Genomic DNA, 26,585 nt, shown 5'->3' on the forward strand with positions numbered 1-26,585 from the left:
GCCCGACCCTCACAGCGGGCGCGGCCGGTACCGCTCGATCAGCGCGTCGAACAGGCCGTTCATCCGCTCGTCGACCACGCGGCGCGACTCGTCGGCGTCGTACCACTCCACGATCTCGCGGGCGCCGTCGCTGAAGCGCACCGAGGGGGAGTACGCCGGGACGAGGCGGCGGATCTTCGCGTTGTCGAACACCATCGAGTGCGCCTTGTCGCCGATGATCCCGGCACCGAGCTCGGGGTCGGCGGCGGCGATCGCGTCGGAGGCGACGTGCACGAGGCGCGGCTCGACTCCGGCCGCCGCGGCGAGGCAGCGGTGGATCTCGTCCCAGGTCGGCGTCTCGTCGCCGGTGATGTGGAAGGCCTCGCCGATCGCGGCGGAGGCGCCGAGGAGGCCGACCAGGCCGACGGCGACGTCGTCGGCGTGCGTGAGCGTCCAGAGCGAGGTGCCGTCGCCGAGGACGACCACCTCCTGGCCGCGGCGCATCCGGTCGACGACGGTCCAGCCTCCGTCGACGGGCAGCGCGGTGCGGTCGTAGGTGTGGGAGGGGCGGACGATCGTGACCGGGAAGCCGCTCGCGCGGTACTCGGCCACGAGCAGGTCCTCGCACGCGATCTTGTCGCGGGAGTACTGCCAGTAGGGGTTCCGGAGCGGAGTCGACTCGGTGACCGGGAGGCTGCGCGGCGGCTTCTGGTAGGCCGAGGCCGAGCTGATGAAGACGTACTGGCCCGTGCGGCCGGCGAACAGGTCGATGTCCTGCTGCACGTGCTCGGGCGTGAAGGCGACGAAGTCGATCACGGCGTCGAAGGTCCGGTCGCCGAGGGCGGCGGCGACGGAGTCGCGGTCGCGACCGTCGGCCTGCACCTCGCGGACGCCCTCGGGCAGCGGGCGGAGCGACGTCCGCCCCCGGTTCAGCACGGTCACGTCGTGGCCGAGCCGCAGCGCCTCGCGGACGCAGGCGGCGCTGATGATGCCCGTCCCGCCGATGAACAGCACGCTGAGCGACATGGATCCTCCTCCGGCGGCGCCCGCGGCGGACGCCTCCCGATCCGATTCCCCCACATCGGGGCGCCGCACGCGAGTCCCTTGACCCGGCTACCGCTCGACGGGACGCCGGCGCTCGTCCTCCGGCTCGAGGGCGAGCAGCGCCTCCGGAGCGGCCGCCGCGGTCGGCACGTCGGGCGCCGTCCGCTGCTCGAGGGAGCGGCCCCAGGCCGTGCCCGCGAGGATCAGCGCGATGCCGAGGAAGCCGACCGGCGCGATCGGGTCGCGGGCGAGCGCGACTCCGACGACCGCGGCCCACACCGGCTCGGTGCCCAGCAGGAGGCTGACGCGGGAGGGGGAGGTGCGGCGGACCGCCCACGTCTGCACGAGGAAGCCGAAGACGGTGCAGACCAGGACGAGGTAGAGGAACAGGCCGGCGCCCACGGAGTCGAGCCCCGCGACGTACTCGGGGATCGGCACGCCGACGACGAGCGACGCGGCGCTGAAGACGACGGCGCAGGTGCCGAGCTGGACCGTGGTCAGGCGGAGGGAGTCCATCGGCGCTCGGGCCGAGAGGCGGTGCATCGAGGTGACGTGCACGGCCCGTACGACGGCGGCGCCGAGGATCAGCAGGTCGCCGGGGGAGAGCGGGCGGAGGGCGCCGTTGCCGGCGAGCAGCAGGTCGCCGGGGGAGAGCGGGCGGAGGGCGCCGTTGCCGGCGAGCAGCGCGACTCCGACGACCGCGACGAGGCATGCGAGCAGGAAGCGGCCCGGGAGCCGGCGCTTCGAGACGGCGGAGTCGAGGATCGGCGTGATCACGATCGTCAGGCTGATGATGAGGCCCGCGTTGGTGGCGGAGGTGCCGGCGATGCCGTAGGTCTCGAGCGCGAAGATCGTCGCGAGCAGCGCCCCGATGGTCACGCCGACCCGCCACTCCGCCGCGGTGATCCGGTGCCGCCGCGCTGCGACGATCACGGCCAGGCACAGCGCGGCGAGGGTCATCCGCGAGCCGAGCAGCGCCATCACGCTGGAGTCGGTGACGAGCTCCTTCGCCGCGAAGTAGGTCGAGCCCCAGGAGGCGGCGACCACGAGCAGGAGGAGGTCGACCCGGAAGCGGGAGAGGAGAGCGCGCACGGCTCATCGTGGCGGCACGGAGACCCGCAGGACAAGACTGCATCTTCTTCGCCGACGCGTAAGTTGGAACTCATGGAACTCGGACAGCTCAGGGCTCTGCGGGAGCTCGGCGAGCGCGGGAGCATCGCCGCCGTCGCCGCCGCGATGCGGGTGTCCCCCTCCTCCGTCTCGCAGCAGATCAGCGCGCTGCAGCGCCGCACCCCGACGGCGCTGACCTTCCGCGACGGGCGCCGGACCGCGCTGACCCCCGCCGGCCGCGCTCTCGCGGCGGCCGTGGTCGAGGTGGAGGTGGCGCTCGAGCGCGCGGCCCGGGCGGTCGCGGACTTCGAGGGGGAGCCGAGCGGCACGGTCTCGGTCGCCGCGTTCCACAGCGCGGGGCTGGCGATGTTCGGTCCGCTGCTGAAGGCGCTGCGCGCACCGGGTCGGCCGGGCGTCGCGCTCGCCGACTTCGACGTGGCGCAGAGCGCCTTCGCCGGGCTGACCGCGGATCACGACCTGGTCGTCGCGCACCGGCTCGCCGGCAGCGCCGAGTGGCCCGGGACCGTGCGGTCGACGCCCCTCCTCTTCGAGCCGCTCGACCTCGCGCTGCGGCGCGATCATCCGCTCGCCGCGAAGGACGTCGTCCGCCCCGCCGACCTCCGCGACGAGGAGTGGGTCGCGGTGCACGAGGGCTTCCCCCTGGAGCGGGCGATCGACGCCATCGCGGTCCTCGCGGGCGGCGACGCGCGCATCCCGCACCGGATCAACGACTTCCTGGTCGCGGCGGCGGTCGTGTCGGCGGGCGACGGCGTGGCGCTGCTGCCGCGGTACACGACCGACCTGCGGCGCACGCCGGAGGTGGTGCTGCGGCCGCTCGGGATCCCGGGGCTCGGCCGCCACATCGACTGCCTCGCCCGGCCCGAGACGCTGGAGCGCTCGGCCGTGCGGGCCGTGCTCGAGCAGCTGACCGGGATCGCCGCGGGGCTCGCCGCCGCGCCGTAGCATCGTGCCGTGCACCGCCTGATCGAGACCACGGCCGGAGACCCGGCCGCCACGGACCTCTTCGCCCTGCAGGAGGCCGACCTCCTCGCCCGCTACGGCGGCGACGACACCGGTCCGCGTCCGCCCGCCGACGCTCCGACCCTGCTGCTCGAGGTCGACGGCGGGCTCGTCGGCTGCGTGGCGCTCGCGGTCGAGGACGGCATCGGCGAGATCAAGCGGATGTTCGTGGTGAGCGCCGCGCGGGGCCGCGGGCTCAGCCGCGTGCTGCTCGCCGGCGTCGAGCGGCTGGCGGCCCGCGAGGGCGTGGAGCTGCTACGACTGGTCACCGGCACGGAGCAGCCGGAGGCGATGGCACTCTACGCGAGCGCCGGCTACGACCCGATCGCGGGCTACGGCTACTGGGGCGACGAGCCGAGCGCCCGCTGCTACGCGAAGCGGCTCGACCGCGGGGCGCTGCTCGCCGACGCGGGCTGACCCCGGGCTGCTACCGGGCTGCCCGTTCGGCCGTCGCGGGCCGGCGCCGGACTGACGTCGGGTTCTGCGCTCGGCCGTCGCGGGCTCTCCGGGCCGCTCGGTCCAGGGTGCTCGCGAGTCGGGCCGCCCGCTCGGAGGGTCCGTATCGGCGAGTCCGACGGGGCATCTGCGACGTCGTGCACGACTGGTCGGCGGTGCGGAGAAGCTGCTGAGGATGAGGCGCGGGAGGCGCGGCGCGCCGCCTCAGGGCAGGTTCGCGCCAGAGCGGCCTCGAGCGGCGTGCCCCGTCGCGGAGCAGGCGACTCTGTCGGAGCGGCACGGGCATCCTCCCGCGCCTCTCACCCGACTCTGCCCCCGATACCCAGGGGTGCACGATGACAGAAGGACTCCGATGCAGAACGAAGACACCAGCACGCCGACCGGCGCCCCCGATCGTCTGACCCAGCGCCGAACCGTGGTGAAGGGCGCCGCATGGGCGATTCCCGTGGTGGCCGCCTCGATCGCCGCTCCGATGGCGTCGGCCTCGACCGCCCCCCAGTGCGCCCTGCAGGACGCGCAGCGCATCGACGCCACCTCGACCACCGCGCTCGCGGCCCGGACGATCCCCGTGCCCGCGGGAACCCAGTGGGTCCGCTTCACGGCGGTCGGCGGAGACGGCGGCGGCGTCCGCACCGGGTCGGACGTCACCAGCGCCGGTGCGCGGGTGACGGGCACCATCCCCGTCGACGCGCTCGGCGGAGCGTCCGAGATCGTCATCACCGCAGGCTCGGGCGGCAGCAACCAGGCCGGCGGCCGGGGGCTCGGCAACGGCGGGGCTCCGGGCACTCCGGGCTACATCGGCTCCGGAGGAGGGGGCGGGGCCAGCGGGATCACCGCCGCGGGCTCCCTGCTCGTCATCGCGGGCGGCGGCGGCGGTAGCGCAGCCGGCTTCACCTCGAACGACTTCACCCGGTCCGCCCGCGTCGGGCCGAACGCGGGGTCCGGCGGCCCCGTCGGCGGCTCCGGCTACGACAGCGCCGTCTCGCGCGCGGACAGCAGCACCGGCTCCACCGAGCAGGCTCCGAGCACCGGCGGAAGCCAGACCGGGCCGGGGCAGCCCGGTGTGACGACGGTCAACGTGACCGAGACGGTTCTCGGCAGCCCGGGCTCCGGGCGCGACGGCGGTGCCGGCGCAGCCAGGACGAACGCGAGCCGCCAGGTGACCTACGCGTCCGGTGGTGGCGGCGGCGGTTACTTCGGCGGTGCCGGCGGCGGCACCTCCTTGTGGGTGCGGGGTGGCGGCTCCTACGCGGCCAACGCGTCGACGGGCGCAGGAGGCAGCAGCTTCGCCGCGTCCGGCGTGACCGTCGAGAACTCCGACGTCGACACCCGTTCGCAGACGATGGGCTACGTGGAGGTCGCCTTCTTCGTCTGCGAGTAGCGCCTGCCCGAAGGCCAGACGAGCCTCCGTGGTCGTCCGCTCCGGCGCGCGACCACGGAGGCTCGTCGTCGTCACCGTCCGCTCCACGTCGTCCCCGTCCTCCTGATGTCCCATCACCATATCAGTATGGGAAGGAAGACACCAGCCCTCACTCCTCCTGCGGCTCCGCGCCGTCGTGCTGCAGGCGCACCAGGACGCGGCGGAGGTGCATCGCCGCGAGGACGCCGGGCCCGAGGGTCCGGGAGGTCGCGGCGGTCCGCTCGTCGACGACCTGCACGAGGTGCCGGATCGCGCGGGCCGCGCCCCCGATCGCCCGGTGCGCGGCGGGGGAGCCGGCGTCGTCGCGGTCGATCGCGTCGGCGACCGCCCGGCAGGCCTCACTCAGCGGCGGCCCGAGCGCCGGATCGAACGGGAGCGCGCCCGGCCGCTCCCAGATGGTGTCCGCGAGGGCGCCGCTCAGATCGCGGACGTGGAAGAGGATCGCGTCGAGCGTCTCGAGGCGGAGGTGGTCGGGTCGGGAGTCGCGCCGGTGCAGCAGCGCGCGCGGGTTGCCCTTGCGGCTCTCGTCCGCGTCCGCGAGGGCCGCGCGGACCTCCTCCGCCGTCCGGGCCAGCTCCTCGCCGTTGCGCGCCCACGCCTCGTGCTCGGGTGGCCACGTCTCCTCGAGCGCGGCGGCCAGCTGGCGCAGGTGCTCCGCGAGCTCGCGCCGGAACGCGTCGACCCGGGCGGAGGCCGCCTCGACGGTGAGCCCGGGGGCGACGACCACGTTCACCAGCAGCCCCACCACCACGCCCACCGCCATCTGCACGAGGTAGCCGAGGGAGTAGTCCTCGGCGTCGGCCCCGCCGATGATGAGCACGAAGAGGGCCGCCATCGGCACGTACTCGCGGCCCGCGCCGAACCACCCCGTCCCCGAGAGGACCACGCCGATCCCGAGGACGAGCGGGATCGTCCACCAGGTCGGGCCGACGGTGACCACCACGAGGGCGGCGAGCCCGATCCCCGCCGCCAGGCCGAGCAGGGTCTGCAGTCCGGTGCGGACCGAGCCCATCAGGGTCGGGTACATGCTGACCAGGGCGCCGAGCGGCGCGTAGTACGGGTACTGCTCCGCGACTCCGGGAGCGAGCGGCGCGACGGCCCAGGCGATGCCGACCGCCAGCGCCGTCTTGAGAGCGAGCATCAGGCGCGAGCCGGTGACCGCCTCCCGCCAGGCGAGGGCGGCGCGGGACGTCCGGGTGCGGGGCATCCCGGCACCCTAGGCGAGGGGCGCGGACCGTCTCTCCCCTCTTGACAGCGGCGGCGGAGGCGCGAGCGGCGGTGGAAGAAAGAGGACGGCGGCTCGGGACGGCGGTGCTGATCACGACTCACGACGAACGTCCGATCCGGCCCACGTCGCCTGCGCCGTTCCACGGGGCGCCGCGGATCCTTCCTCCGTGACGAAAGCGACCGCGCGGACCGCAGGCGCCGTGAAGTGATGCCACCCCCGCTCACGGGGGCCGTTGAGTTTGCGCAGACGCCCTGTTACCGTGAACAAACCGTGCAGCTGGCGGCGTCGGAGGCCTCGAGGTGGAGGTCGCGCCGGATCCTGCGAGTCACGGCGAGTTCTTCTCCGGGGTCCACCGGGCCTCTCCCCTTGGCGCCCTCCGGCGCCTCTCCGCAGCCCCCCAGCCCCCGGGGGCGCGCCGCTCACGGTGCGCCTCCGGGCCCCACGCCGCCCCTTGACGATGGAGTCACGATGACGACCGCATCGACGCCCGTCGACGCCGAGCTCCCCCGATCCGCGGGGCTCCGGCGCCACCACACGGCCGGGCTGCTGATCCTCCTCGCCGCGGTGGCTCCGCTGCCCTACACCGCCGCCTCCCCGGCCGTCGCCCTCGGCGAGCCGACCTCCACCGACCCGATCGCGCCGGACACCGCCGACCCCGCGATCGAGTTCCACGACGGCGACTGCTCCATGGTCGCGACAGCCCGGGCAACCCCGTCGTGATGCGGAAGGCGCCCACCCTCGCGGCACTCGGCACCACCGCCCCGACCACCGGGTACACCGACATGAACCCCGGCGGCTGATCCCTCGTGCCGGTCGAGCGGCTGCCCCTCCCTGCCTGTCGAGCAGCCGCCCAGCGGCGTATCGAGCCCCTCGTGCTCCGCACACAGGTTCCGACACGCCCCTGACGGCGCTGCTCGACCGAGCAGGGCTCGGCACCCCGAGATCCTCTCCCCCTCCCTGAACCGCACCACTCCACTGAAGGAGCACCATGCCCCCCACCACCACACCCGCGCGGCGAGCGCCGCTGCGCGCCGCGCTCGCCGCGCTCGGCCTCGGAGCAGTGCTGCTCTCGGGCCTCGTCGCCCCGGCTCCGGCAGCGCAGGCGGCCGATGCCGTGATCCCGCAGCAGGGCCTCCTCGCCGACTACCGGTTCACGCAGACCACCGGCAGCACGGTCCCGAACACCGTGAGCGGAGGCGTGGGAGCCGCCACCGTCCGCAACGCGACCGACGCGCTCTGGACCGGCACGTCGCTCCGCCTCACCGGCGGCCCCAAGAGCAGCACCACGGCCCCCTGGGTGCAGCTGCCCGCGAACCTGCTGACCGGCCGCTCGTCGGCCACCGTCACGATCGAGACCCGCGCCGACGCGTCGATGCTCTCGAACTTCCACTTCCTGTGGAACATCGGCAGCGACAGTACGAACCAGTACTGGTTCGCGTCCGTCCGCGATCGCGTGCGCACCGCGATCACGACCAGCGGAGGGAACGGCGAGAACAACGCCCGCAGCGCCTCCGCCCTCACCGCCGACCGCTGGTACAGCCTCACCTCGGTGATCGACGGCAGCGCCGGCACGATCTCGTTCTTCGTCGACGGCGTCCAGGTCGCCTCGGCGCCCACCGCTCTGCGCCCCTCGTCGGTGGCGGACCAGTCGCTGAACACGATCGGCCGAGCACCGTACCCCGACCCGTTCTACACGGGCGAGGTCTCGGCGTTCCGCGTCTACGACCGCGCGCTCACCGGGGCGGAGGTGGTGGCCGTGTCGAGCGTCGACGCGAAGCCTCACGCCTCCACGTTCTCCCCGATCGCCGCCGCCGTGCTGGCCGGGGTCGCCCCGCTCACCGTCGACGACTCGACCACGAACCTGCCCGACTACGGGGGAGCGGTGACCTGGTCCTCCAGCGACCCGACCCTGCGCGTCTCGGCCGACGGCCGCACCCTCAGCGCCGACCGCCCCGCCGTGGGCCAGGCCGCGCGCGCCTCGACGCTCACCGCGACGGCGTCGATCCGCGGAATCGTGCAGACCCGCTCGATCGCCGTGACGGTCGAGCCGCAGGTCGGCGTCGACACCCCCTACGGCTACATGATGGTCCACTTCGTCGAGGACTCCCAGGGCTACGCCGAGAAGATCTACCTCGACGTCTCCCGCGGCGACGACCCGGAGAAGTGGGACCCGCTCAACGGCGCGAAGCCGATCCTGGCCTCCGACCTCGGCACCACCGGTGTCCGCGACCCGTACCTGACCTACAACCCCGACACGAAGAAGTACTACATCATCGCCACGGACCTCCGCGTCTTCGGCGGCGACCGGGGCCCCAGCACCTGCGACACCTGGTGCTACTGGACCACCAAGGGCAGCACGAAGATGAACGTCTGGGAGTCGAGCGACCTCGTGTCGTGGAGCGACGTCCGCCAGTTCGACGTGGCGCTCGACGCCGCGGGGACGAAGAAGCTCGAGGCCGGCATGATGTGGGCTCCCGAGGCCACGTGGGTGCCGGACTACGCGGGACCCGGCAAGGGCGCGTTCGTCGTCTACTGGTCCTCGACGGTCTACCCGACCGCGGCGCACACGCCGGGCACCGGATCCTCCCGCGTGCTCTGGGGAGCGACCACGGACTTCACGCAGGCCACCTACTCGTACGGCGGCACCTTCATCGACACCGGGGCCGACACGATCGACACCACGCTGATCCAGGACTCCGGCACGACCTACCGGATCTCGAAGGACAACGGCACCGGCAAGGGCATCTACATGGAGTCGACCACCTCGGCGACCTGGTGGCTGCCGACGACCTCGTGGACGCAGATCCAGTCGCGCATCGGCGCGGTGTGGTCCGGCGGCAACCCCGGTGGGGTCGAGGGCCCCGCGGTGTTCAAGGACCACGGCGAGGACACCTGGTACCTGTACGTCGACGTGATCCCCGCGACCGGCTACAAGCCGATGGTGACGAACGACCTCGACACGGGCTGGACCCAGCTCACCGACCCGGGCTTCTCGCTCGCCTCGTCGACCAAGCACGGCGGCATCGTCTCGCTGACCGCGGGGCAGTATGCCGAGGTCCGCTCGGCCGACGCCGCCTCCGCGGTCCGCTCGGACCTCGGCGAGGTGACGGTCGCCTCCGGCACCGACGCCGCGGCGGCTCTGCCCGCCCGCGCCGACGTCGTGCTCGCCTACAACCGGGGCACCGCCTCGCAGCCGGTCACCTGGAACACCTCCGCGGTGGCGACGGCGCCCGGCCGCTACTCCGTCACCGGAGTCGTCCGCACGATCGGTGCAAACGACAACCAGTGGGTGGGCGCGAACGGATCGACGGCCTACAACGCCGCCGACCGTCGGCTCTCGAGCTCCACGGCCGTCACGGTCACCGCGACCGTGGTGGTGACGGCACCGACCTCGACGCTCACCGCGTCCACCCGCTGCGTCGCGGGCAAGGTCGTCCTCACCGGAGTGGTGAAGAACACGGGCGCGACGCCCCTCTCGGTCGTCATCCGCTCGCCGTTCGGCGCCTCGCAGACGCTGACCGCCGCCCCCGGCGCCAGCGCCTCGGCCGCCTTCACCACCCGTCAGGCCTCGGTCCCGGCCGCCTCGCTCACCGCGGGCGCCCTGACCGCGGCCTACCCGGCGCGCACCTGCTGACGCACGCGCGCCGCTGACGCCGAGACGGCCCGCCCCCGCCGAGACACCGCCCCACCGCGGTGCCTCGGCCGGGAGCGGGCCGTCTCGGCGTCGAGCGCCTCGGAGCTCCGCGGCGGCCGCCCCACATCCCGGCACGGCAGGCTGTACGGATGAGCGCGCCTGGAACCACCGACCCCCTCGACCACGTCCGCGTGCGCGGCGCCCGCGAGAACAACCTCCGGAGCATCGACGTCGACGTGCCGCGCGACGCCCTCGTCGCCTTCACGGGGGTCTCCGGATCGGGCAAGAGCTCGCTCGCCTTCGGCACGCTCTACGCGGAGGCGCAGCGCCGCTACTTCGAGTCGGTCGCCCCCTACGCGCGGCGGCTGATCGACCAGGTCGGCGTGCCGGACGTCGACTCGATCGAGGGCCTGCCGCCGGCCGTCGCCCTCCCGCAGCGGCGCTCCGGAGGCTCGGCCCGCTCCACGGTCGGCAGTGCGACGACGCTCTCGAGCGTGGTGCGGATGGTGTTCTCGCGCATCGGCGCCTACCCCGAGGGCGCGCCGATGCTGCTCGCAGAGGACTTCTCGGCCAACACCGTGCAGGGCGCGTGCCCCAGCTGCCACGGCATCGGCCGGGTCTACGACGTCCCCGACGAGCTGATGGTGCCGGACGACTCCCTCTCGATCCGCGACGGGGCGCTCGCCGCCTGGCCGACCGCCTGGCACGGCAAGCAACTGCGCGACAGCCTGATCTCGCTCGGACACGACATCGACGCTCCGTGGCGCGACCTGCCCGCGGAGGACCGCGACTGGATCCTGCACACTCCTGACTCCCCGCAGGTTCCCGTGTGGACCGACCGCTCTCCCGCGGAGGTGCGCGCGGCCGTGGCGGCCGGTGACGAGCCGCGCTACATGAGCACGTTCCTCGGGGTGCGCCGCTACGTGCTCGACACCTTCGCCGGCTCGAAGAGCGCCCGGATGCGCGAGCGCGCGGCCTCGTTCGTCGTCAGCGTCGCCTGCCCGGTGTGCGGCGGCCGGAGGCTGAAGCCCGACGCGCTCGCCGTCACCTTCGAGGGGCTCGACATCACCGAGCTGTCAGCGCTCCCGCTCGAGGAGCTGGTCGTCGTCGCGCGGCGCGTGCTGGAGCCCGGCTGGACCCCGGCCGACGGCGCTCCGCAGACCCGCCTGGCCGCGCAGCGGCTGGTCGAGGACCTCGTCGCCCGCCTCGCGCCGATCGTCGACCTGGGCCTCGGCCACCTCTCGCTCGACCGCTCCACGCCGACGCTCTCCTCGGGGGAGCTCCAGCGGATGCGCCTCGCGACGCAGGTGCTCTCGCGCCTCTTCGGCGTCGTCTTCGTGCTCGACGAGCCGTCCACGGGCCTGCACCCCGCCGACACGGAGGCGCTGCTCGGCATCCTGCGGACCCTGCGGGCGACCGGCAACACCGTCTTCTTCGTCGAGCACTCCCTCGACGTCATCCGCGAGGCCGACTGGATCGTCGACATCGGCCCGGGCGCGGGGTCGGGGGGCGGCACCGTCGTCTACTCCGGCCCGCTCGACGGCCTGCCGGGCGCCCGCGACTCCGTCACCCGCCGCTACCTCTTCCCCGAGGGCGACCCGGCGCCGCTGCGCTCCCGCCGCACCGCGGAGCAGTGGATCGAGCTCGCCGGAGTCTCGCGGCACACCCTCGGCGACCTCTCCGTCGCGTTCCCGGTCGGGGTGCTCACCGCGGTCACCGGCGTCTCCGGATCGGGCAAGTCGACGCTCGTGAACCAGGCGCTGCCCGATCTGCTGCGCGCCTCGCTCCGCGCCGACGTCGCCGAGGACGCGCCGGCCGAGGAGGGCGGGGAGGCGGACCCGCTGCTCGACGCGGCCGCGGCGGCGACCCGCGGCACCGCCTCCGGGCCCGCGGACCGCCTGCGCCGGGTGGTGCAGGTGACCCAGACCCCGATCGGCCGGACCTCGCGCTCGAACGTCGCGACCTACACGGGTCTGTTCGACCGGGTGCGGACGCTCTTCGCGGCCACCCCGGAGGCGAAGCGCCGCCGCTTCTCGGCGAGCCGCTTCTCCTTCAACCTGCCCAGCGGGCGCTGCCCCGTCTGCAAGGGCGAGGGCTCCGTGGAGGTGGAGCTGCTGTTCCTCCCGACCGTCGAGGCGCCCTGCACGGCGTGCGGCGGCACCCGGTACAACGACGAGACCCTCGAGGTCACCCTCGGCGGCCGGACGATCGCCGACGTCCTCGCGCTGAGCGTCGCCGACGCGCGCGAGGCCTTCGCCGAGGACCGCGAGGTCGCCCGCCACCTCGACGCTCTGGTGGACGTGGGGCTCGGCTACGTCTCGCTCGGCCAGCCGGCGCCCGAGCTGTCCGGGGGAGAGGCGCAGCGGGTGAAGCTCGCCTCGGAGCTGCGTCGCGCCCAGCGCGGGGACACGCTCTACCTGCTCGACGAGCCGACGTCGGGCCTGCACCCCGCCGACGCCGACCGCCTGCTCGAGCACCTGCAGCACCTCGTCGACGCGGGCAACACGGTGATCGTCGTCGAGCACGACATGCGCGTCGTCGCCGACGCGGACTGGGTCGTGGACCTCGGCCCGGGGGCGGGCCGGGCCGGCGGCTCGGTGGTCGCGACGGGCACTCCGGAGGAGGTCGCCGAGGCCGCGGGCAGCCGCACCGCTCCGTACCTCCGGGCGGCTCTGGACCGGCGCCGCTGAGCGCTCGAGGACCCTGTCAGTCCTCTCACCGAAACCTCACCGAAAACTATTGTTAACGGTAACATTCGAGGCGGCCCGCCCCCCTGGGCCGGATTTCTCAACGACGAGAGGCCTCACGAATGAGACGACGACTCCCCCTGGCCACCGTGGCGGTGATGGCGCTGACGGCGGGTCTCCTGTCGGTCGGCCCCACGGCCCAGGCCGCCCCCACCACCTCGCTCGACGCCGCGAAGGTGCTCGAGCTCCCGTTCGACGGGTCGCTCGCCGACACCAGCGGTCGTGGTACCGCCCTCGGGATGCAGAAGGGCACCGCCTCCTACGGCACCGGCCTGAACGGCCGGGCGTTCGAGTTCACCGGATCGAACGCGATCTCGCTCGGCACTGCGGCGGCGCTGCAGCCCGCCGACCTCACCGTCTCGTTCTGGTACAAGCCGACCAGCGCGATGACCGGTGAGCAGGTCTTCACCTGGAACAAGACCGCCTACAACTCCGACGGCTGGTACCTCACCTCCGAGGGCGACGGCACTCCGCTCGCCCTCTCGATCGGCCCGTCCGGCGGTCAGCCGTACAAGGTCGCCGTCGAGACCGCCCGCTCCGGCTTCTTCCCCGCGGGGGAGTGGACGCACGTGGTCGCCACGTACGACAAGAGCACCAAGGCCGTCGCCTTCTACCGCAACGGGGTGAAGCAGACCGCCGTCGTCAAGACCGCGCCGTCCTCCTCCGCATCAGGCGTCCTCGGCTCCGAGAGCACCTCGACGAAGACCCTCGGCTTCAACGGCCCCCAGTACAACGGCGCGCACCTGCGCGGCCTGCTCGACGACTACGCGCTCTACAACGGCGTCGCGACCACCACCGACGTCGTCGCCCTGACGAAGGCCGGCAACCCCTCCTTCGACCCCGCGAGCATCGCCCGGGCCGACCTCGAGCTGGTCGCCCCGCCCGCGAGCACCAGCACCGGCTTCACCCTGCCCACCGTCGGCGCGAAGGGGTCCGCCCTCAGCTGGACCTCCTCCGACCCGGCGACCGTCGCGATCAGCGGAGGCACGGCCGCGGTCACGCCGCCCACCGGCTCCGCGACGCAGGTCGTCCTCACCGGCTCCGCCACCTACGGGGGCAGCACCGCGGTCACGAAGACCTACACTCTCCAGGTGCAGCCCCGGGGAGTGAAGACGTCGAACTACCTTCTGGAGGCCGGCCTGTCCGACGTCTCCGTGCAGGACCCCTACCTCGAGAACGGGGAGCAGCAGACCGTCGAGTACCTGCTGAGCCTCGACCCCGAGATGTTCCTCTACTCCTTCTACCGCGAGGCCGGGCTCACGCCGACCACCAGCGGCGGATACGGGGGTTGGGAGCGCGAGAACGGCACCCGGTTCCAGGGCCACTTCTTCGGCCACTACCTCTCGGCGCTCTCGCAGGCCTACGCGACCGAGGAGGACGCGGCCACCAAGGCGGCTCTGCTCGCGAAGCTCACCGCTTCCGTCGACGGTCTGAAGAAGGTCCAGGACGCCTACGCGCTGAAGGACCCCGCGAACGCCGGCTACGTCTCGCCGTTCCCGACCCGCTACCTCCCCTCGGGCGGCGACGGCCTGCTCGTCCCCTTCTACAACCTGCACAAGGTGCTCGCAGGCCTCCTCGACGCCCACGACCAGGCGCCCGACGCCGTCTCGCAGAAGGCGCTCGTCGTCGCCGGCGGCTTCGGCAGCTGGATCACCGCCTGGGCGGGCCGCCAGGCCAACCCCGGGCAGCTCCTGAACACGGAGTACGGCGGAATGAACGAGGCGCTCTACCGCCTGTACGAGACCACGCACGACCCGGCGCACAAGCGCGCGGCCGAGTACTTCGACGAGACCGCGCTGTTCCAGAAGCTCGCGAACAACGAGGACGTCCTCAACGGGCTGCACGCGAACACGACCGTCCCGAAGCTGATCGGCGCGCTGAAGCGCTACCGCGTCTTCACCGACGACCCGGCGCTCTACGCCACGCTCACCGCCGCGGAGAAGTCGGATCTCGACATGTACCGCCGTGCCGCCGAGAACTTCTGGCGCATGGTCGACGAGACCCACACCTACGCCAACGGCGGCAACAGCCAGTCCGAGCACTTCCACGCACCCGGCACCCTGTACGAGTACGCCACGAACGGCCAGACCACCGGCTACGGCGAGAACTCGACCTCCGAGGGCTGCAACATCTACAACATGCTCAAGCTCACCCGGGCGCTGTTCCAGGTGACCGAGGACGTGAAGTACGCCGACTTCTACGAGGAGACGTTCATCAACGGCGTCCTCTCGGTGCAGAACCCGGACACCGGCATGGTGACCTACTTCCAGCCGCAGACCGCGGGCTACGCCAAGGTCTTCGGGCACGAGCTCGACGAGTTCTGGTGCGACCACGGCTCGGGTATCGAGAGCTTCACCAAGCTCGGCGACTCGATCTACTTCGAGAAGCCGAAGACCGTCTTCGTGAACCAGTTCCGCTCCTCGGTCCTCCGCTCCTCCGCGAACAACCTCCGGCTGACCCAGACGGCGGACATCCCGAGCACGGACACGGCGACCCTGAGGGTCGAAGCGCTGGCCGGAGGAGCCGTGGCCGCGGACACGACCCTCAAGCTGCGCGTGCCGTCCTGGATCGACGGAGCGCCGACGCTCACCGTGAACGGTGCCGTCCGTGCCGTCACGGCCCAGGCCGGATACGTCTCGGTCGCCGTCGCCGCCGGTGACGTGCTGACCTGGAAGCTGCCCGCCGCGGTCAGCGCGGTCGCGGACACGGAGAACCCCGACTGGACCGCGTTCCGCTACGGACCGGTGCTGCTGGCGACCGAGCTCAACCGCTCGAACGTCGAGGCGTCCTACGTCGCCGGCGTCCTGGTGCGCATGGGCACGGCCGACAAGTCCGTGAACTCGAACGTCGTCGTCGCGGACTCCGCGGCCTGGAAGTCCGCGGTCCGCGGCAACCTGGTCCGCCTGCCCGACGGCGCGGACGGCAACGGCCGCACGACGATGCGCTTCGGCATGAAGAACGTCGACGCCGCGTCCGCCGCCCGGGTGTTCACTCCGTACTACAGCCTCTACAACGCCCGCTACGCGACCTACATGACCCTGATCGAGCCCGACTCGGCCGCGGCCCAGGCGCTGATCCGGACGCAGAAGGAGCAGCTGCGCGTCGACGAGACGACGATCGACTCCCTCACCTCCTTCGACAACAACAACAGCGAGGCCGACAAGAACTACAAGACCGCGCGGTCCTCGGTGGGGACCTGGCGCGGCGAGGGGTACCGCGACGGCGAGCGCTCGGCGGAGGCGTACTTCCAGTACGACATGATCGTCGACCCGGCTCTGCCGGCGAACTACCTCGGGGTCCGCTACTACGGCGGCGACGCGGGACGCACCTTCGACGTCTACCTCAACGACGTGAAGCTCAAGACCGAGGTGGTCTCGGGAGCGGCCGGAGCGACGAGCTGGTACGTCCAGTACGACCGGATCCCGGCGTCGATCCTCAGCGGTCTCGCCGCGAAGGACAGCTACAAGCGCGACCAGAGCGGGAAGTACGTGCTCGACGCGAAGGGGCAGAAGATCCCCGTCGTCACGGTGCGCTTCCAGGGCACCGGATCCAGCTACGTCGGCGGTGTCTTCGGGGTCTACACGACCGAGTCGACCACCTACGCTGCGGACCCGGAGCTGACGAAGCTCTCCTCCGACGTCGGGACGCTCTCGCCGGCTCTCGCCGCCGGGGTCAGGGACCACACGCTCACGGTGCCGGCCGGCACGACGAGCGTCTCGCTCGACCTGGACCCGGCCGTGCCCAGCGGTCTGGTGAAGGTCGACGGCGTGCTGATCGACGACACCCTCCGCCGCACGGTGCCGCTCGCGGCGTCGGGCACGACGAGCGTGGTCGTCGAGTCGTCGGCGCAGGACCACACGACGACAGCGACCTACCGCCTCTCCATCGTCCGCGCCTCCGCGGCGACGGTACCGACGACCGTGGCGGCCACCAGCCGCTGCGTGGCGGGCAAGGTCGTGGTGACGGTCACCGCTCGGAACGATGCGAAGGTCCCGGCGGGGATCACCCTCGGCTCCGCCTGGGGCTCGAAGGCGTTCACCGGGATCGCTCCCGGGTCGAGCGCCTCGCACGCCTTCACCACCCGCGCCGCCTCGGTGGCCGCGGGCTCGGCGACGGTGACCGCGACGGCGACCGTGGACGGAGCATCGGTGACCACCACGAAGCAGGCCGCGTACTCCGCTCTCACCTGCAAGTGACGTGACGACGACGGCCGCCGGGGATCGCCCCCGGCGGCCGTCGTCGTCAGTCGGAGGTGCGGTAGAGGCCCTGGAGCAGCCCGATGACGTCGCCCAGGAGGGGCGGCGGGTCGCTCCGGATCCACGCGGCGTGCACGGGGACCGGCGGGGCGTCGCGGACGACCCGGTAGGCGAGGCCCTGCCGTCGGTACTGGCTCACCGTCGATTCCGCGGTCACTCCGCGGGCGGAGCCGCTGCTGATCACCGTGAGCCAGTCATCGACGTCGGTCGTCGGGACGGTGATCCGCGGCCGGTCGTGCTCGGGCCAGAGGTCGAGCCGGGTGCTCCCGGTCCGGTCGTCGAGCGCGAGCGGAGCGGTCGCCACCTGGGCGAGCGTGACCGTGCGCTTCGCGGCGAGCGGGTCGTCGACGGACAGGGCGCAGTAGCGCTTCTCGGTGCCGATCAGAGCCGACTCGACGTCCGCAGCCGGAGATCCGCGCCGGAGGATCGCGAGGTCGCTGAGGCCCTCCGCGAGCCCCGCGGTGGGGGTGTTGGAGCGGATCAGCCGCAGCTCGTGGCGGGGGAGCGCCGCGGCCCAGCGGCGCTGGAACTCCTGGGTGTGCTCGCCGAGAGCCGACCAGGCGTAGCCGATCCGGATCGTGTCCGTCCCGGCCGCCGCCTCCTCGCGCAGATCGTCGACGACGGCCAGGACGCGGCGGGCGTGCCGCAGCACCCGCTCGCCCGCCGGCGCGAGCTCGACGCTGCGGGTCGTCCGGTGGAGGAGCCTTCGTCCGAGGACGGACTCGAGCGCCGCGACGTTGCGGGAGACCGCCGTCTGGGAGATGCCGAGGTCGATCCCCGCGTCGGTGAAGGTCCCGGCGTCCACGACGCCGACGAACGACCGGAGGTGGCGCAGTTCCAGATCCATGACCGCATCCTATTCATGCGGTTCCCGCATCGATCGGACCGGTGATGCATTGTGAGCCGGGGCCGGACGGCTCGCAGACTTCCGGCATGACGAAGCAGCTCCCCGGCGACGGACGGACCGTCGGCGTCGCGACCGCCCTCGCGAGCGCCCTCTCGAATCAGCTCGGGGCGGCCTCCGGGACTCTGGCCTTCCCGGTCCTGGGATCCGTCGGAGTGGTCGCCGTCCGGCAGATCGTCGCCGCGCTGATCCTCCTCCCGGTCGTGCGGCCGCGGATCCGCGACCTGACCCGCGCGCAGTGGTGGCCCGTCCTGCTCCTCGCCGTGGTGTTCGGAGCGATGAACCTCACGCTCTACGCGGCCATCGATCGCATCGGGCTGGGGCTGGCGGTGACCCTGGAGTTCTGCGGGCCGCTGGCGGTCGCGCTCCTCGGCTCCCGGAGCAGGACCAGCGCGCTCTGCGCCCTCGTCGCCGGAGCGGGCGTCGTCGCGATCGCCGGGCCGAGGCCCTCGTCCGACCAGTTGGGGATCGCGCTCGGTCTCGCGGCCGCGTGCTGCTGGGCCGCGTACATCCTGCTCAACCGGATCATCGGACTCCGGCTGCCCGGAGCGCAGGGGACCGCCACGGCGACCGGGATCTCCGCCGCCGTCTTCCTGCCCGTCGCCGTCTGGACGCTCGTCTCGACGCGCCCCGACGCGGGCACCGTGCTCCTGGCGGTCGGCGCCGGCGTCCTGGCGACGGCCGTCCCGTTCGTGGCCGACGTGATCGCGCTCCGGAGGCTCCCGGCGAGCGTGTTCGGGACGCTGATGAGCGTCAATCCCGTCCTGGCCGCCCTCATCGGCGCGGTCGTGCTCGGGCAGGACGTCGGCGCGGCCGGATGGATAGGGATCGCCCTCATCGTCATCGCGAACGCGGCGGTCCTCCGGCGGGGGCGTCGCGCGCGGTGAGGCCCGGCGGCGGGCCGAGCGAGAGGTGATCCCGTCGAGATGCCGCCGCTGTGCGTTACCTGTTCGTTATGAAAAAGGCGTTTACACGACCAAACCAGGGACACCCTGGGAAACGGCAGGTCGCGGGAGAAAACTCTCCTCCATGAACCAGACAGCGGCACCCGTGCGCGAGCATCGAGCTCTCTACTTCCTGCTCGCCGCCCTCGCGGGCATCGTCACGGGCGGAGTCCTTCTCGCCGTCGCCGAGCTCATCGCCCTCGCGGTCGCCCGCACCGCGAGCCCCGTGCTCGCGCTCGGCGCCTTCATCGTCGACATCGTCCCGCGCCCGCTCAAGGAGTTCGCGATCGAGACGTTCGGCGAGAACGACAAGACCTTCCTGCTCGGCAGCGTGGGCGCCGCGGTCGTCGTCGCCGCCGCGATCGCCGGAGTGCTCCAGCTGGTCCGCCCGCCGCTCGGCCAGGTGCTGCTCGTGATCGCCGGCGGCCTCTCGATCGCCGCCATCGTGACCCGCACCGGAGCGTCGCCGCTCGCTGCGGTGCCCACGCTGGTCGGACTCGTCGTCGCCGTCGTCGTCATGCACCTCCTCTTCACGCGCCTGCGCGGCTGGCGTGCGGCCCGGGCCTCGGAGGCCAGGGGAACATCCTCCGAGGCCCGTCCGGGCGCCCTCGAGCGCCGCGGCTTCTTCCGCATCGCGCTGATCTCCGCCGTCGGCGCGGCCGTCGTCGGCACCGGCGCCCGCCTGGTCAACGCGGCGACCTCCTCCCTCGCCGGCGTCCGCGACGCCCTGCGCCTGCCGTCCCCGCGCAGCACCGTCTCGGTCCCCGCGGGCGCCGAGCTCGACATCGAGGGCATCACGCCGCTCTACACGCCGAACGCCGACTTCTACCGCGTCGACACCGCCCTCACCGTGCCCAACCTGGACCCGTCGGCCTGGTCGCTGAAGATCACCGGCATGGTCGACCGCGAGGTGACGCTGAACCTCCAGCAGATCTTCGACATGGGCCTCGACGAGTACGGCATCACCCTCACCTGCGTCTCGAACCAGGTCGGCGGCAACCTCGTCGGCAACGCCAAGTGGCTCGGCGTACCCCTGCGCGACGTGCTGAAGATGGCCGGCGTGCAGAGCGGAGCCGACATGCTCCTCTCGACCAGCAGCGACGGCTACACGGCGTCCACCCCGATCACCGCGGTCACGGACGAGAACCTCGACGCGATCCTCGCCGTCGGCATGAACGGCGAGCCCCTGCCGTTCGAGCACGGCTTCCCGGTGCGGATGATCGTGCCCGGCCTCTACGGCTACGTCTCGGCCACCAAGTGGCTCACCGAGCTCAAGGTCACCACCTTCGAGGCCGACCAGGCCTACTGGACCCCGCGCGGCTACTCCGCCGAGGCCCCCATCAAGATGTCCTCGCGGATCGACACCCCGCGGATCGGCGTCCCCGTCACCTCGGGCGCTCTCAAGATCGCGGGCGTCGCCTGGGCGCAGAGCATCGGCATCGAGAAGGTCGAGGTGAGCATCGACAACGGCGACTGGCAGGAGGCGACGCTCTCGACCCCGGTCAACCTCGACACCTGGGTGCAGTGGTTCGTCGACTGGGACGCCCAGCCCGGCTCGCACTACGTCGCGGTCCGCGCGGTCGACAAGAACGGCATGGTCCAGATCGAGGACCGCGCACCGGTCGCGCCCGACGGCTCCTCCGGCTGGCAGCGCACGCTCATCAACGTCACCTGACGCCCCGTGGAGGCGCCGATCCCCGGGGGTCGGCGCCTCCGGCGCGTCCGGCGTCCGTCGCGACGACGCCCCCGCAGTGCGGACGGCCCTGACGCGACGTCGCCTCCGCGGCAGGCACCGCGGCACGTCCCGGCCCGGCGCGCAAGCCTCCGCGGCGGCGCGGCCCGCGAAAAGGCGCCGCTCTAGCCTTCGAGGATGCGCTCCCGGCTCCTCCACCTCCGCGAATCCTTCTGGTTCCTCCCCGCCCTGTTCGGCGTCCTCGCCGTCGGGCTGGCGCTGGGGCTGGTCGAGGTCGACCACCTGCTGGTCCGCGCCGGCGTCAGCGACATCCCCCTGATCGAGGACCTGTCGCCGACCGGCGGCCGGGCGATCCTCTCGGCGATCGGCGGGACGATGCTCGGCGTCGCCGCGACCTCGTTCTCGATCACGATCTCGGTGCTGGCGACCACGTCCTCCGCCTACGGGCCCCGGCTGGTCCGCAACTTCATGGCCGACCGCGGCAACCAGATCGTCCTGGCGGTGCTCACCTCCACGTTCCTGTACTCCCTGATCGTGCTGCGCGCGGTGCACACGGAGGAGGACGCGTCGCTGACGTTCGTGCCGGTGGTGGCCGTCTCGTTCTCGGTGCTGCTCGCGGTGGGCGACGTCGCGGTGCTCGTCTACTTCATCCACCACATCGCTCTGTCGGTGCAGGTGACGACGCTGCAGCAGCGGGTGCTCGGCGAGCTCGTCGACGTCATCGAGCGGCTGCACCCGGAGGACGGGGAGGAGCCGACGGATGCGGAGGGGGCACTGCTCGCGGAGGAGGCCCTGCCGCCGGCGGGGCGCGAGCCGGTCGTGCTGCGTGCGGTGCGCGGGGGCTACGTCGAGCAGCTCGAGGTCGAGCGGCTGGTCGCCCTGGCCCGCCGCGGCGACGCGCGGCTCCGGGTGCTCGCGCTGCCCGGCGACCACGTCCTCGTCGGCGACCCGGTGCTCGAGGTCCTGGAGGGGTCCGTCGCCCAGGAGGAGGCGGTCGCCGCGGTCGTCGTCGCCGACGCCCGCACCCCGCACCAGGACCTCCGCTACGCCGTCCAGCAGGTGGTCGAGATCGGAGTCCGCGGGCTCGCGACCGGCACCAACGACCCGTACACCGCGGTCGGCGCCGTCGAGGCCCTGACCAGCGCGCTCGTCGACCTCTGCGGCCGGCCGGAGGCGCGCGGCCGCTACTCCGACGCCGACGGAGTCGTCCGCCTAGTCGTCCCGTGGCCTCGAGCGGGCGAGCTTCTGGCCGACGTGTTCCTCGCCCTGCGCTCGTACGCGATGGAGCAGCCGCTCGTCGTCCGCGCCGGCGTGCGCCTCGCCGAGCGGCTCGCGGTCGTCGCCCGCGGCGGGACCCGCGTCGAGCTGCACCGCCAGGTCCAGGCGTTCGCCGCCGCGCACGCCGCCGCCGACGGCGACGCCCTCGAGGCGCCGGCCCTGCGCGCGTCGCTCGCCGCGCTCGAGGCGCGTCTCGCGGCCTGAAGCCGGCCTGCCGGATGCTCCGGGAAGCCGCACCGCCCATGGAGTGCTCGAATCGATTCGAGTAGGCTCGGCGCATGACAGAGAACACCACTGAGCTGCGCGTGGGGGTCGTCGGCCTCGGCTTCGCCGGCACCACCCACCTCGACGCCTTCCAGTCCCTGCCCGGCGCCCGCGTCGTCGCGCTCGCCGGCCAGGAGGAGGCGCGCCTGCACGAACTCGGCGCGACCCGCGGCGTCCCCGACCTCTACGCCGACTGGGAGGAGCTCGTCGCCCGCGACGACCTCGACGTCGTCTCCATCGGCGTCCCGAACCACCTGCACCACCCGATCGCCGTGGCCGCGCTCGCGAGCGGCAAGCACGTCTTCTGCGAGAAGCCGCTCGCCACCACCGCCGAGCTGGCGGCCGAGACGGTCGAGGCCGCCCGCACGAACGACCGGGTGCTCGAGATCGCCTACAACCACCGCCGCCGCGCCGACGTCGCCTTCCTCCGCGACTACCTCGACGACGCGCCGCTGGGCGACGTCTACCACGCCCGCGCGAGCTGGCAGCGGCGCACCGGCATCCCCGGCATCGGCTCCTGGTTCACCAGCAAGGAGCTCGCCGGCGGCGGCCCGCTGATCGACCTCGGCTCCCACGTGCTCGACATCGCGCTGCACCTGCTCGACGAGCCGCGCGTGACCAGCGTCTCGGCGGTCGCGTACGGCGAGATCGGCCGCTCCGGCCGCGGAGGGCGCCCGCACGGCGTCGCCGCCACCGGCACGCACGCGTTCGAGGTGGAGGACTTCTCGAGCGCCCTGCTGCGCCTCGACAACGGCCGCTCGCTCCAGCTCGACGCCTCCTGGGCCAGCTACTCGAAGGTCGACGAGGACATCGAGGTCGAGCTGCTCGGCTCGGCCGGGGGCGCGCGCCTCCACATCGCCGACTACGCCACGGAGGGGACTCTGACGCTCTACTCCGAGGTCGCCGGAGCGCCGACCGTCTCGCACCCCGACGTGAAGGTCCCCGCCGGGCACCACCGCTCGGTCATCGCCGAGTTCCTGGAGGCGATCGCCTCGGGAGCCGACGCGCCCGCGGGCGGCCCCCGCTACTCCGGCCACTACGGCGAGTACGCGCTGCACCGCAGCCGGGTGGTCGACGCGATCTACCGCTCCGCCGCCGAGAAGCAGGAGGTGACGGTCGCGTGAGCGCCCCGATCGAGGTCCTCGTCTGGAACGAGTTCCGCCACGAGACCCGCGGCGACGAGACCGTGCTGCGCCACTACCCGGACGGCATCCACCGCGTCATCGCGGACGGACTCGCGGAGTCGCTCGGCGACGCCGTCTCGGTGCGCACCGCGACGCTCCCCGAGCCCGAGCACGGGCTCACCGAGGAGGCGCTCGCGACGACGGACGTGCTGCTGTGGTGGGGGCACATCGCGCACGAGGAGGTGTCGGACGAGGTCGTCCAGCGCGTCCTGCGGCACGTGCAGGAGGGGATGGGGATCCTGGTCCTGCACTCGGGCCACTACTCGTCGATCTTCAAGGCGCTCATGGGCACGACCTGCTCGCTGAAGTGGCGCAACGACCGCGACCGCGAGCTGGTCTGGACGATCGCGCCCACCCATCCGATCGCCGAGGGCGTGCCCAGCCCGCTGATCATCCCCGAGCAGGAGATGTACGGCGAGTACTTCGACATCCCGGTGCCGGAGGAGACGGTGTTCCTGTCGACCTTCACCGGCGGCGAGGTGTTCCGCTCCGGCGTGACCTACACCCGCGGCCTCGGGAAGGTCTTCTACTTCTCGCCCGGCGACCAGGACTACCCCGTCTACCACCACCCGGACATCCGGCGCGTGCTGGCGAACGCCGTCCGCTGGGCCCGCCCGACCCGTCCGCGCACGTCCCTCACGGCCGACCACCACCCCCGGGGCTGGTTCGAGTCCTGACGCGGTCCCCTCCCTCTCCGCGGGATGCCGCTCCGGTGCGCGACACGCCGTGCCGGGCGTACCGACGTGGCGTCTCACGGGGAGGTACTGGGGGGATGCAGCAGACGGAGGGGCGCGAGCCGGACGAGGTGCGCCGGTACGGGGAGGCGCCGGAGCAGATCGCGGACGTCTTCCGCGGGGCGCCCGGCGAGGCGCACCGGCCGGTCGTGCTCGTGCACGGCGGGTTCTGGCGGGCGCGGTGGGACCGGCGGCACGCCCGGCCGCTCGCGGCGGCGCTGGCCGACCGCGGGCACGACGTGCTCCTCCCCGAGTACCGGCGCACGGGCGACCCGGGAGGCGGCTGGCCGGGCACCGGCGACGACGTCCTGGCCGTGCTCGCGGCGCTCCCGGCGCTGCTGCCCGGCGCCGGGCCGGTCACCCTCGTCGGCCACTCCGCCGGCGGCCACCTCGCCGTCTGGTCGCAGGCCGCCCGTCCGTCGCCGCACGTCGCCGCTGTGGTGGCGCTGGCGGGCGTGCTCGACCTGGCCGCCGCCTCCGCCGACCGCCTCAGCGACGACGCCGTGGGGGAGCTCCTCGGCGGCGACCTCGCGCTGCTCCCGGGCGCCGACCCCGCGCAGTTGCCCGCGCCGCCGCAGCCGACCACGTTGATCCACGGCACGCTCGACGAGGACGTCCCTGTCGCCTACAGCCGCCGATACGCCGACCGGCACCCCGCCGTGCAGCTCCACGAGCTCGCCGACGCCGACCACATGGCGCTCGTCGATCCAACGACGCCCGCCTTCGCGATCCTCCTCGCCGCGCTCGCCTGACGCGGGATCGCACCCCCTCGCCCGTCGGCGTGCGCTGGGGACGGATCGCGACGCATCGCCCGCCGACGCGCGACGGAAACAGGCCCCCTACAGGACCGGCGGGTACAGGAAGAGCGGGACCTGCGCGGTGGGGAAGGTGCGGGTGACGTAGCTGTGCTTGCCGCCGTAGTTGTACTCCTCGAGGAGCACGGTGCCGTCGTCGTTGACCTTCTGCACGTACGAGACGTGGTTGTAGGTCCACCACGCGACGCAGCCGACGATCGGGACGCTGCTGGTCGCCCAGCCCTTCGCGGCCCAGTTGTCCGGCCACTCGTAGGCGCTGCCGCCGAGCGGGGTGATGTTCCCCCACGTGTACTTCCACGGCGCGGAGGTGCGGCCGGCGTCGCGGTTGAGGCGCCAGGCCACGAAGTCGACGCACTCGCGGTAGTAGTAGCCGAGGGGCGAGAGTCCGCCGCCGTCGTCGTCGATGGTCTCGTAGGGCCACGGGTAGTCGTCGCCGACCGCGCGGGTCTGCACGGTCGAGAACTCGCCGCCGTTGGATCCGGAGAGCACGGCCGCCTGGCGGCTGGCCTCGTCGAGCTGCGCCTGGGTCGGTGCGGCGAAGGCGTCGCGGACGGCGGTCTGGCCGGCGGCGTCGGAGGAGACGGTGAGGTTCTGGAGGCCGACCCGGTTCGCGGCGGCGCGGCCGGTCGCGGTGGCGGAGGAGCTGCGGGCGCCGTACGCGGGGATCGCGGCCGTGGCGAAGAGGCCGCCGACCACCGAGAAGGTGCCGAAGGCCAGGGCGCGGCGGCTGAGGCCACGGGCTCGGGCGGCCTCGGCGGCGCGGGGAGCGACGGGGCGGGAGGCGGACGCGCGGCGCGGAGAGGCCGGGATCGACCGGGAGGCGGGGGAGGCGACGGCGGGGACCTCGACCGACACGGTCGGAGCGGGCGCCACGGCCGATGCGGCGTCGACGATGGAGTCCGCGGAGTCGTCAGCGCCTGCGGAAGCGGCGGAGTCGTCCGATCCGCTGCCCTCGACCGCGGCACCGGCGGTCGCCGCGCCCGTCTCCGCCTCGGCCCGGGCCGCACGGCGCTCGGCCTCGCGGGCCTCGCGCCGGGTCGGGGGTGCAGTGGTCGGGGTGCCGGCACTCTCCTCAGGGGTGGGAATGCCTGGCTTCGACACGCGTGCGTTCTCCTCGGATGACGGTGGTGACGGGGGTCGGGGGCCGGTGGGAATCCGGCGACGAGCCACTCTAGCCCGAGGCCCGCGCATGACGGAACGATCACGACGGATCCGGCACGGATGCTCCGACCGCTCGCGCCCGTGCGGTGCCAGGATGGGGCGCAACCGGGAAGGAGCTCCTCATGACCGCACCCACCCCCACCGGGCCCGTCCTCGTCGGCATCGTCGACGGCCAGCGACCCGAGGTCCTGCGCACCGCCGCCCGCGTCGCCGCCGACGCCGGAGCCGCCCTGCTGCTCGTGTCGGTCTCGGCCGATCCGTACCTCGTCGGCGAGTACGTCGATCCGATGACCGGCGGCATCCCGCTCGGCTTCGTCGGCGCCGCGGCCGACCGCGGCGAGGGCCCGTCCCTCCCGCCCGGGCTCCGCGAGACGGTCGAGCACGAGCTGCACGGCAGCACCGTGCAGTGGTCGCTGCGCGCGGCGCGGGGCGAGCCCGCCCTGGCGCTCGCCGAGGTCGCCGAGGAGGTCGACGCGCGGATGATCGTGGTCGGCACCCGCGACGCGGGCGTGCTCGCGAGCATCGCCGAGTTCCTCAGCGGGAGCGTCGCCGCCCACCTCGCGCACCGCCAGCACCGCCCCGTGCTCGTCGTCCCGCGCGCCGACCGCGACCCGTCGCGCCCGGCGCCCTGGGACCTCGCGGAGTGACGCGACCCCTCCACCTGCGCCCCTCCGCGATCCTCCTCGTCGCGGCGGGTGGAGGCGTCGGCACGGC

The 26,585-nt window shown here is 73.3% G+C and carries 19 protein-coding genes; 14 read left to right on the forward strand and 5 right to left on the reverse strand.

Features of this window, described 5'->3' with window-relative positions; genetic code table 11:
* Positions 1-9: 9 nt before the first annotated feature.
* On the reverse strand, positions 10-1,005 hold the full coding sequence (locus C5C74_RS10605; RefSeq protein ID WP_104351501.1) for an SDR family oxidoreductase: 996 nt from the start codon (positions 1,003-1,005) through the stop codon (positions 10-12).
* 87 nt (positions 1,006-1,092) lie between these two features.
* Positions 1,093-2,115, reverse strand: coding sequence for a DMT family transporter (locus C5C74_RS10610; RefSeq protein ID WP_219813465.1), 1,023 nt, complete (start codon positions 2,113-2,115; stop codon positions 1,093-1,095).
* A 72-nt stretch (positions 2,116-2,187) separates the two neighbouring features.
* Here C5C74_RS10610 and C5C74_RS10615 point away from each other — a divergent pair, with 72 nt between their 5' ends.
* The 3 genes from C5C74_RS10615 (at position 2,188) to C5C74_RS10625 (ending at position 4,990) form a co-directional block, all read left to right on the forward strand.
* Complete coding sequence (locus C5C74_RS10615) at positions 2,188-3,096, forward strand: LysR family transcriptional regulator (RefSeq protein ID WP_104351502.1); 909 nt, start codon at positions 2,188-2,190, stop codon at positions 3,094-3,096.
* Between the two features lie 9 nt (positions 3,097-3,105).
* On the forward strand, positions 3,106-3,570 hold the full coding sequence (locus tag C5C74_RS10620) for a GNAT family N-acetyltransferase (RefSeq protein WP_104351503.1): 465 nt from the start codon (positions 3,106-3,108) through the stop codon (positions 3,568-3,570).
* A 391-nt stretch (positions 3,571-3,961) separates the two neighbouring features.
* The gene (locus C5C74_RS10625) at positions 3,962-4,990 is read left to right on the forward strand and encodes a hypothetical protein (protein ID WP_104351504.1); all 1,029 of its coding nucleotides are present in this window, start codon (positions 3,962-3,964) and stop codon (positions 4,988-4,990) included.
* 148 nt (positions 4,991-5,138) lie between these two features.
* On the opposite strand, the gene C5C74_RS10630 is transcribed toward C5C74_RS10625, so the two are convergent.
* Positions 5,139-6,236, reverse strand: coding sequence for an aromatic acid exporter family protein (locus C5C74_RS10630; RefSeq protein ID WP_104351505.1), 1,098 nt, complete (start codon positions 6,234-6,236; stop codon positions 5,139-5,141).
* 489 nt (positions 6,237-6,725) lie between these two features.
* On the opposite strand from C5C74_RS10630, the gene C5C74_RS10635 reads away from it, so the two are divergent.
* The 4 genes from C5C74_RS10635 to C5C74_RS10650 all read left to right on the forward strand — a co-directional run bounded on the left by C5C74_RS10635 (position 6,726) and on the right by C5C74_RS10650 (position 16,834).
* Complete coding sequence (locus tag C5C74_RS10635) at positions 6,726-6,977, forward strand: hypothetical protein (protein WP_104263513.1); 252 nt, start codon at positions 6,726-6,728, stop codon at positions 6,975-6,977.
* A gap of 268 nt (positions 6,978-7,245) precedes the next feature.
* On the forward strand, positions 7,246-9,891 hold the full coding sequence (locus C5C74_RS10640; protein WP_104307977.1) for a LamG-like jellyroll fold domain-containing protein: 2,646 nt from the start codon (positions 7,246-7,248) through the stop codon (positions 9,889-9,891).
* Between the two features lie 149 nt (positions 9,892-10,040).
* A complete protein-coding gene (locus C5C74_RS10645; protein WP_104351506.1) occupies positions 10,041-12,581 on the forward strand; it encodes an excinuclease ABC subunit UvrA in 2,541 nt (846 codons plus the stop codon).
* 119 nt (positions 12,582-12,700) lie between these two features.
* On the forward strand, positions 12,701-16,834 hold the full coding sequence (locus C5C74_RS10650; RefSeq protein ID WP_104292559.1) for a beta-L-arabinofuranosidase domain-containing protein: 4,134 nt from the start codon (positions 12,701-12,703) through the stop codon (positions 16,832-16,834).
* Between the two features lie 46 nt (positions 16,835-16,880).
* Here the strand turns inward: C5C74_RS10650 and C5C74_RS10655 are convergent, their stop codons facing one another.
* Positions 16,881-17,741: a LysR family transcriptional regulator gene (locus C5C74_RS10655; RefSeq protein ID WP_104222432.1), complete on the reverse strand. Its 861-nt coding sequence runs from the start codon at positions 17,739-17,741 to the stop codon at positions 16,881-16,883.
* Positions 17,742-17,827: 86 nt separating this feature from the next.
* Here C5C74_RS10655 and C5C74_RS10660 point away from each other — a divergent pair, with 86 nt between their 5' ends.
* The 6 genes from C5C74_RS10660 (at position 17,828) to C5C74_RS10685 (ending at position 24,647) form a co-directional block, all read left to right on the forward strand.
* Complete coding sequence (locus tag C5C74_RS10660) at positions 17,828-18,685, forward strand: DMT family transporter (RefSeq protein ID WP_104327614.1); 858 nt, start codon at positions 17,828-17,830, stop codon at positions 18,683-18,685.
* A 142-nt stretch (positions 18,686-18,827) separates the two neighbouring features.
* On the forward strand, positions 18,828-20,417 hold the full coding sequence (locus tag C5C74_RS10665; protein ID WP_104226578.1) for a molybdopterin-dependent oxidoreductase: 1,590 nt from the start codon (positions 18,828-18,830) through the stop codon (positions 20,415-20,417).
* A gap of 195 nt (positions 20,418-20,612) precedes the next feature.
* On the forward strand, positions 20,613-21,917 hold the full coding sequence (locus tag C5C74_RS10670; protein WP_104347109.1) for a DUF2254 domain-containing protein: 1,305 nt from the start codon (positions 20,613-20,615) through the stop codon (positions 21,915-21,917).
* A 74-nt stretch (positions 21,918-21,991) separates the two neighbouring features.
* Entirely contained in the window at positions 21,992-23,101 is a 1,110-nt protein-coding gene (locus C5C74_RS10675; RefSeq protein ID WP_104351507.1) for a Gfo/Idh/MocA family protein, read from the forward strand.
* An 8-nt stretch (positions 23,102-23,109) separates the two neighbouring features.
* Positions 23,110-23,838, forward strand: coding sequence for a ThuA domain-containing protein (locus C5C74_RS10680; RefSeq protein WP_104351508.1), 729 nt, complete (start codon positions 23,110-23,112; stop codon positions 23,836-23,838).
* A 95-nt stretch (positions 23,839-23,933) separates the two neighbouring features.
* Entirely contained in the window at positions 23,934-24,647 is a 714-nt protein-coding gene (locus tag C5C74_RS10685; RefSeq protein WP_104347112.1) for an alpha/beta hydrolase, read from the forward strand.
* An 87-nt stretch (positions 24,648-24,734) separates the two neighbouring features.
* On the opposite strand, the gene C5C74_RS10690 is transcribed toward C5C74_RS10685, so the two are convergent.
* Positions 24,735-25,811 carry a CHAP domain-containing protein gene (locus tag C5C74_RS10690; RefSeq protein ID WP_181134688.1) on the reverse strand — a complete coding sequence of 359 codons (1,077 nt, stop codon included), beginning with the start codon at positions 25,809-25,811 and terminating at the stop codon, positions 24,735-24,737.
* A gap of 182 nt (positions 25,812-25,993) precedes the next feature.
* Here C5C74_RS10690 and C5C74_RS10695 point away from each other — a divergent pair, with 182 nt between their 5' ends.
* Positions 25,994-26,518, forward strand: coding sequence for a universal stress protein (locus tag C5C74_RS10695; RefSeq protein WP_104308825.1), 525 nt, complete (start codon positions 25,994-25,996; stop codon positions 26,516-26,518).
* The last annotated feature ends 67 nt before the right edge of the window (positions 26,519-26,585 follow it).

The organism is Rathayibacter sp. AY1E8 (assembly GCF_002931415.1).
Classification (GTDB): Bacteria; Actinomycetota; Actinomycetes; order Actinomycetales; family Microbacteriaceae; genus Rathayibacter.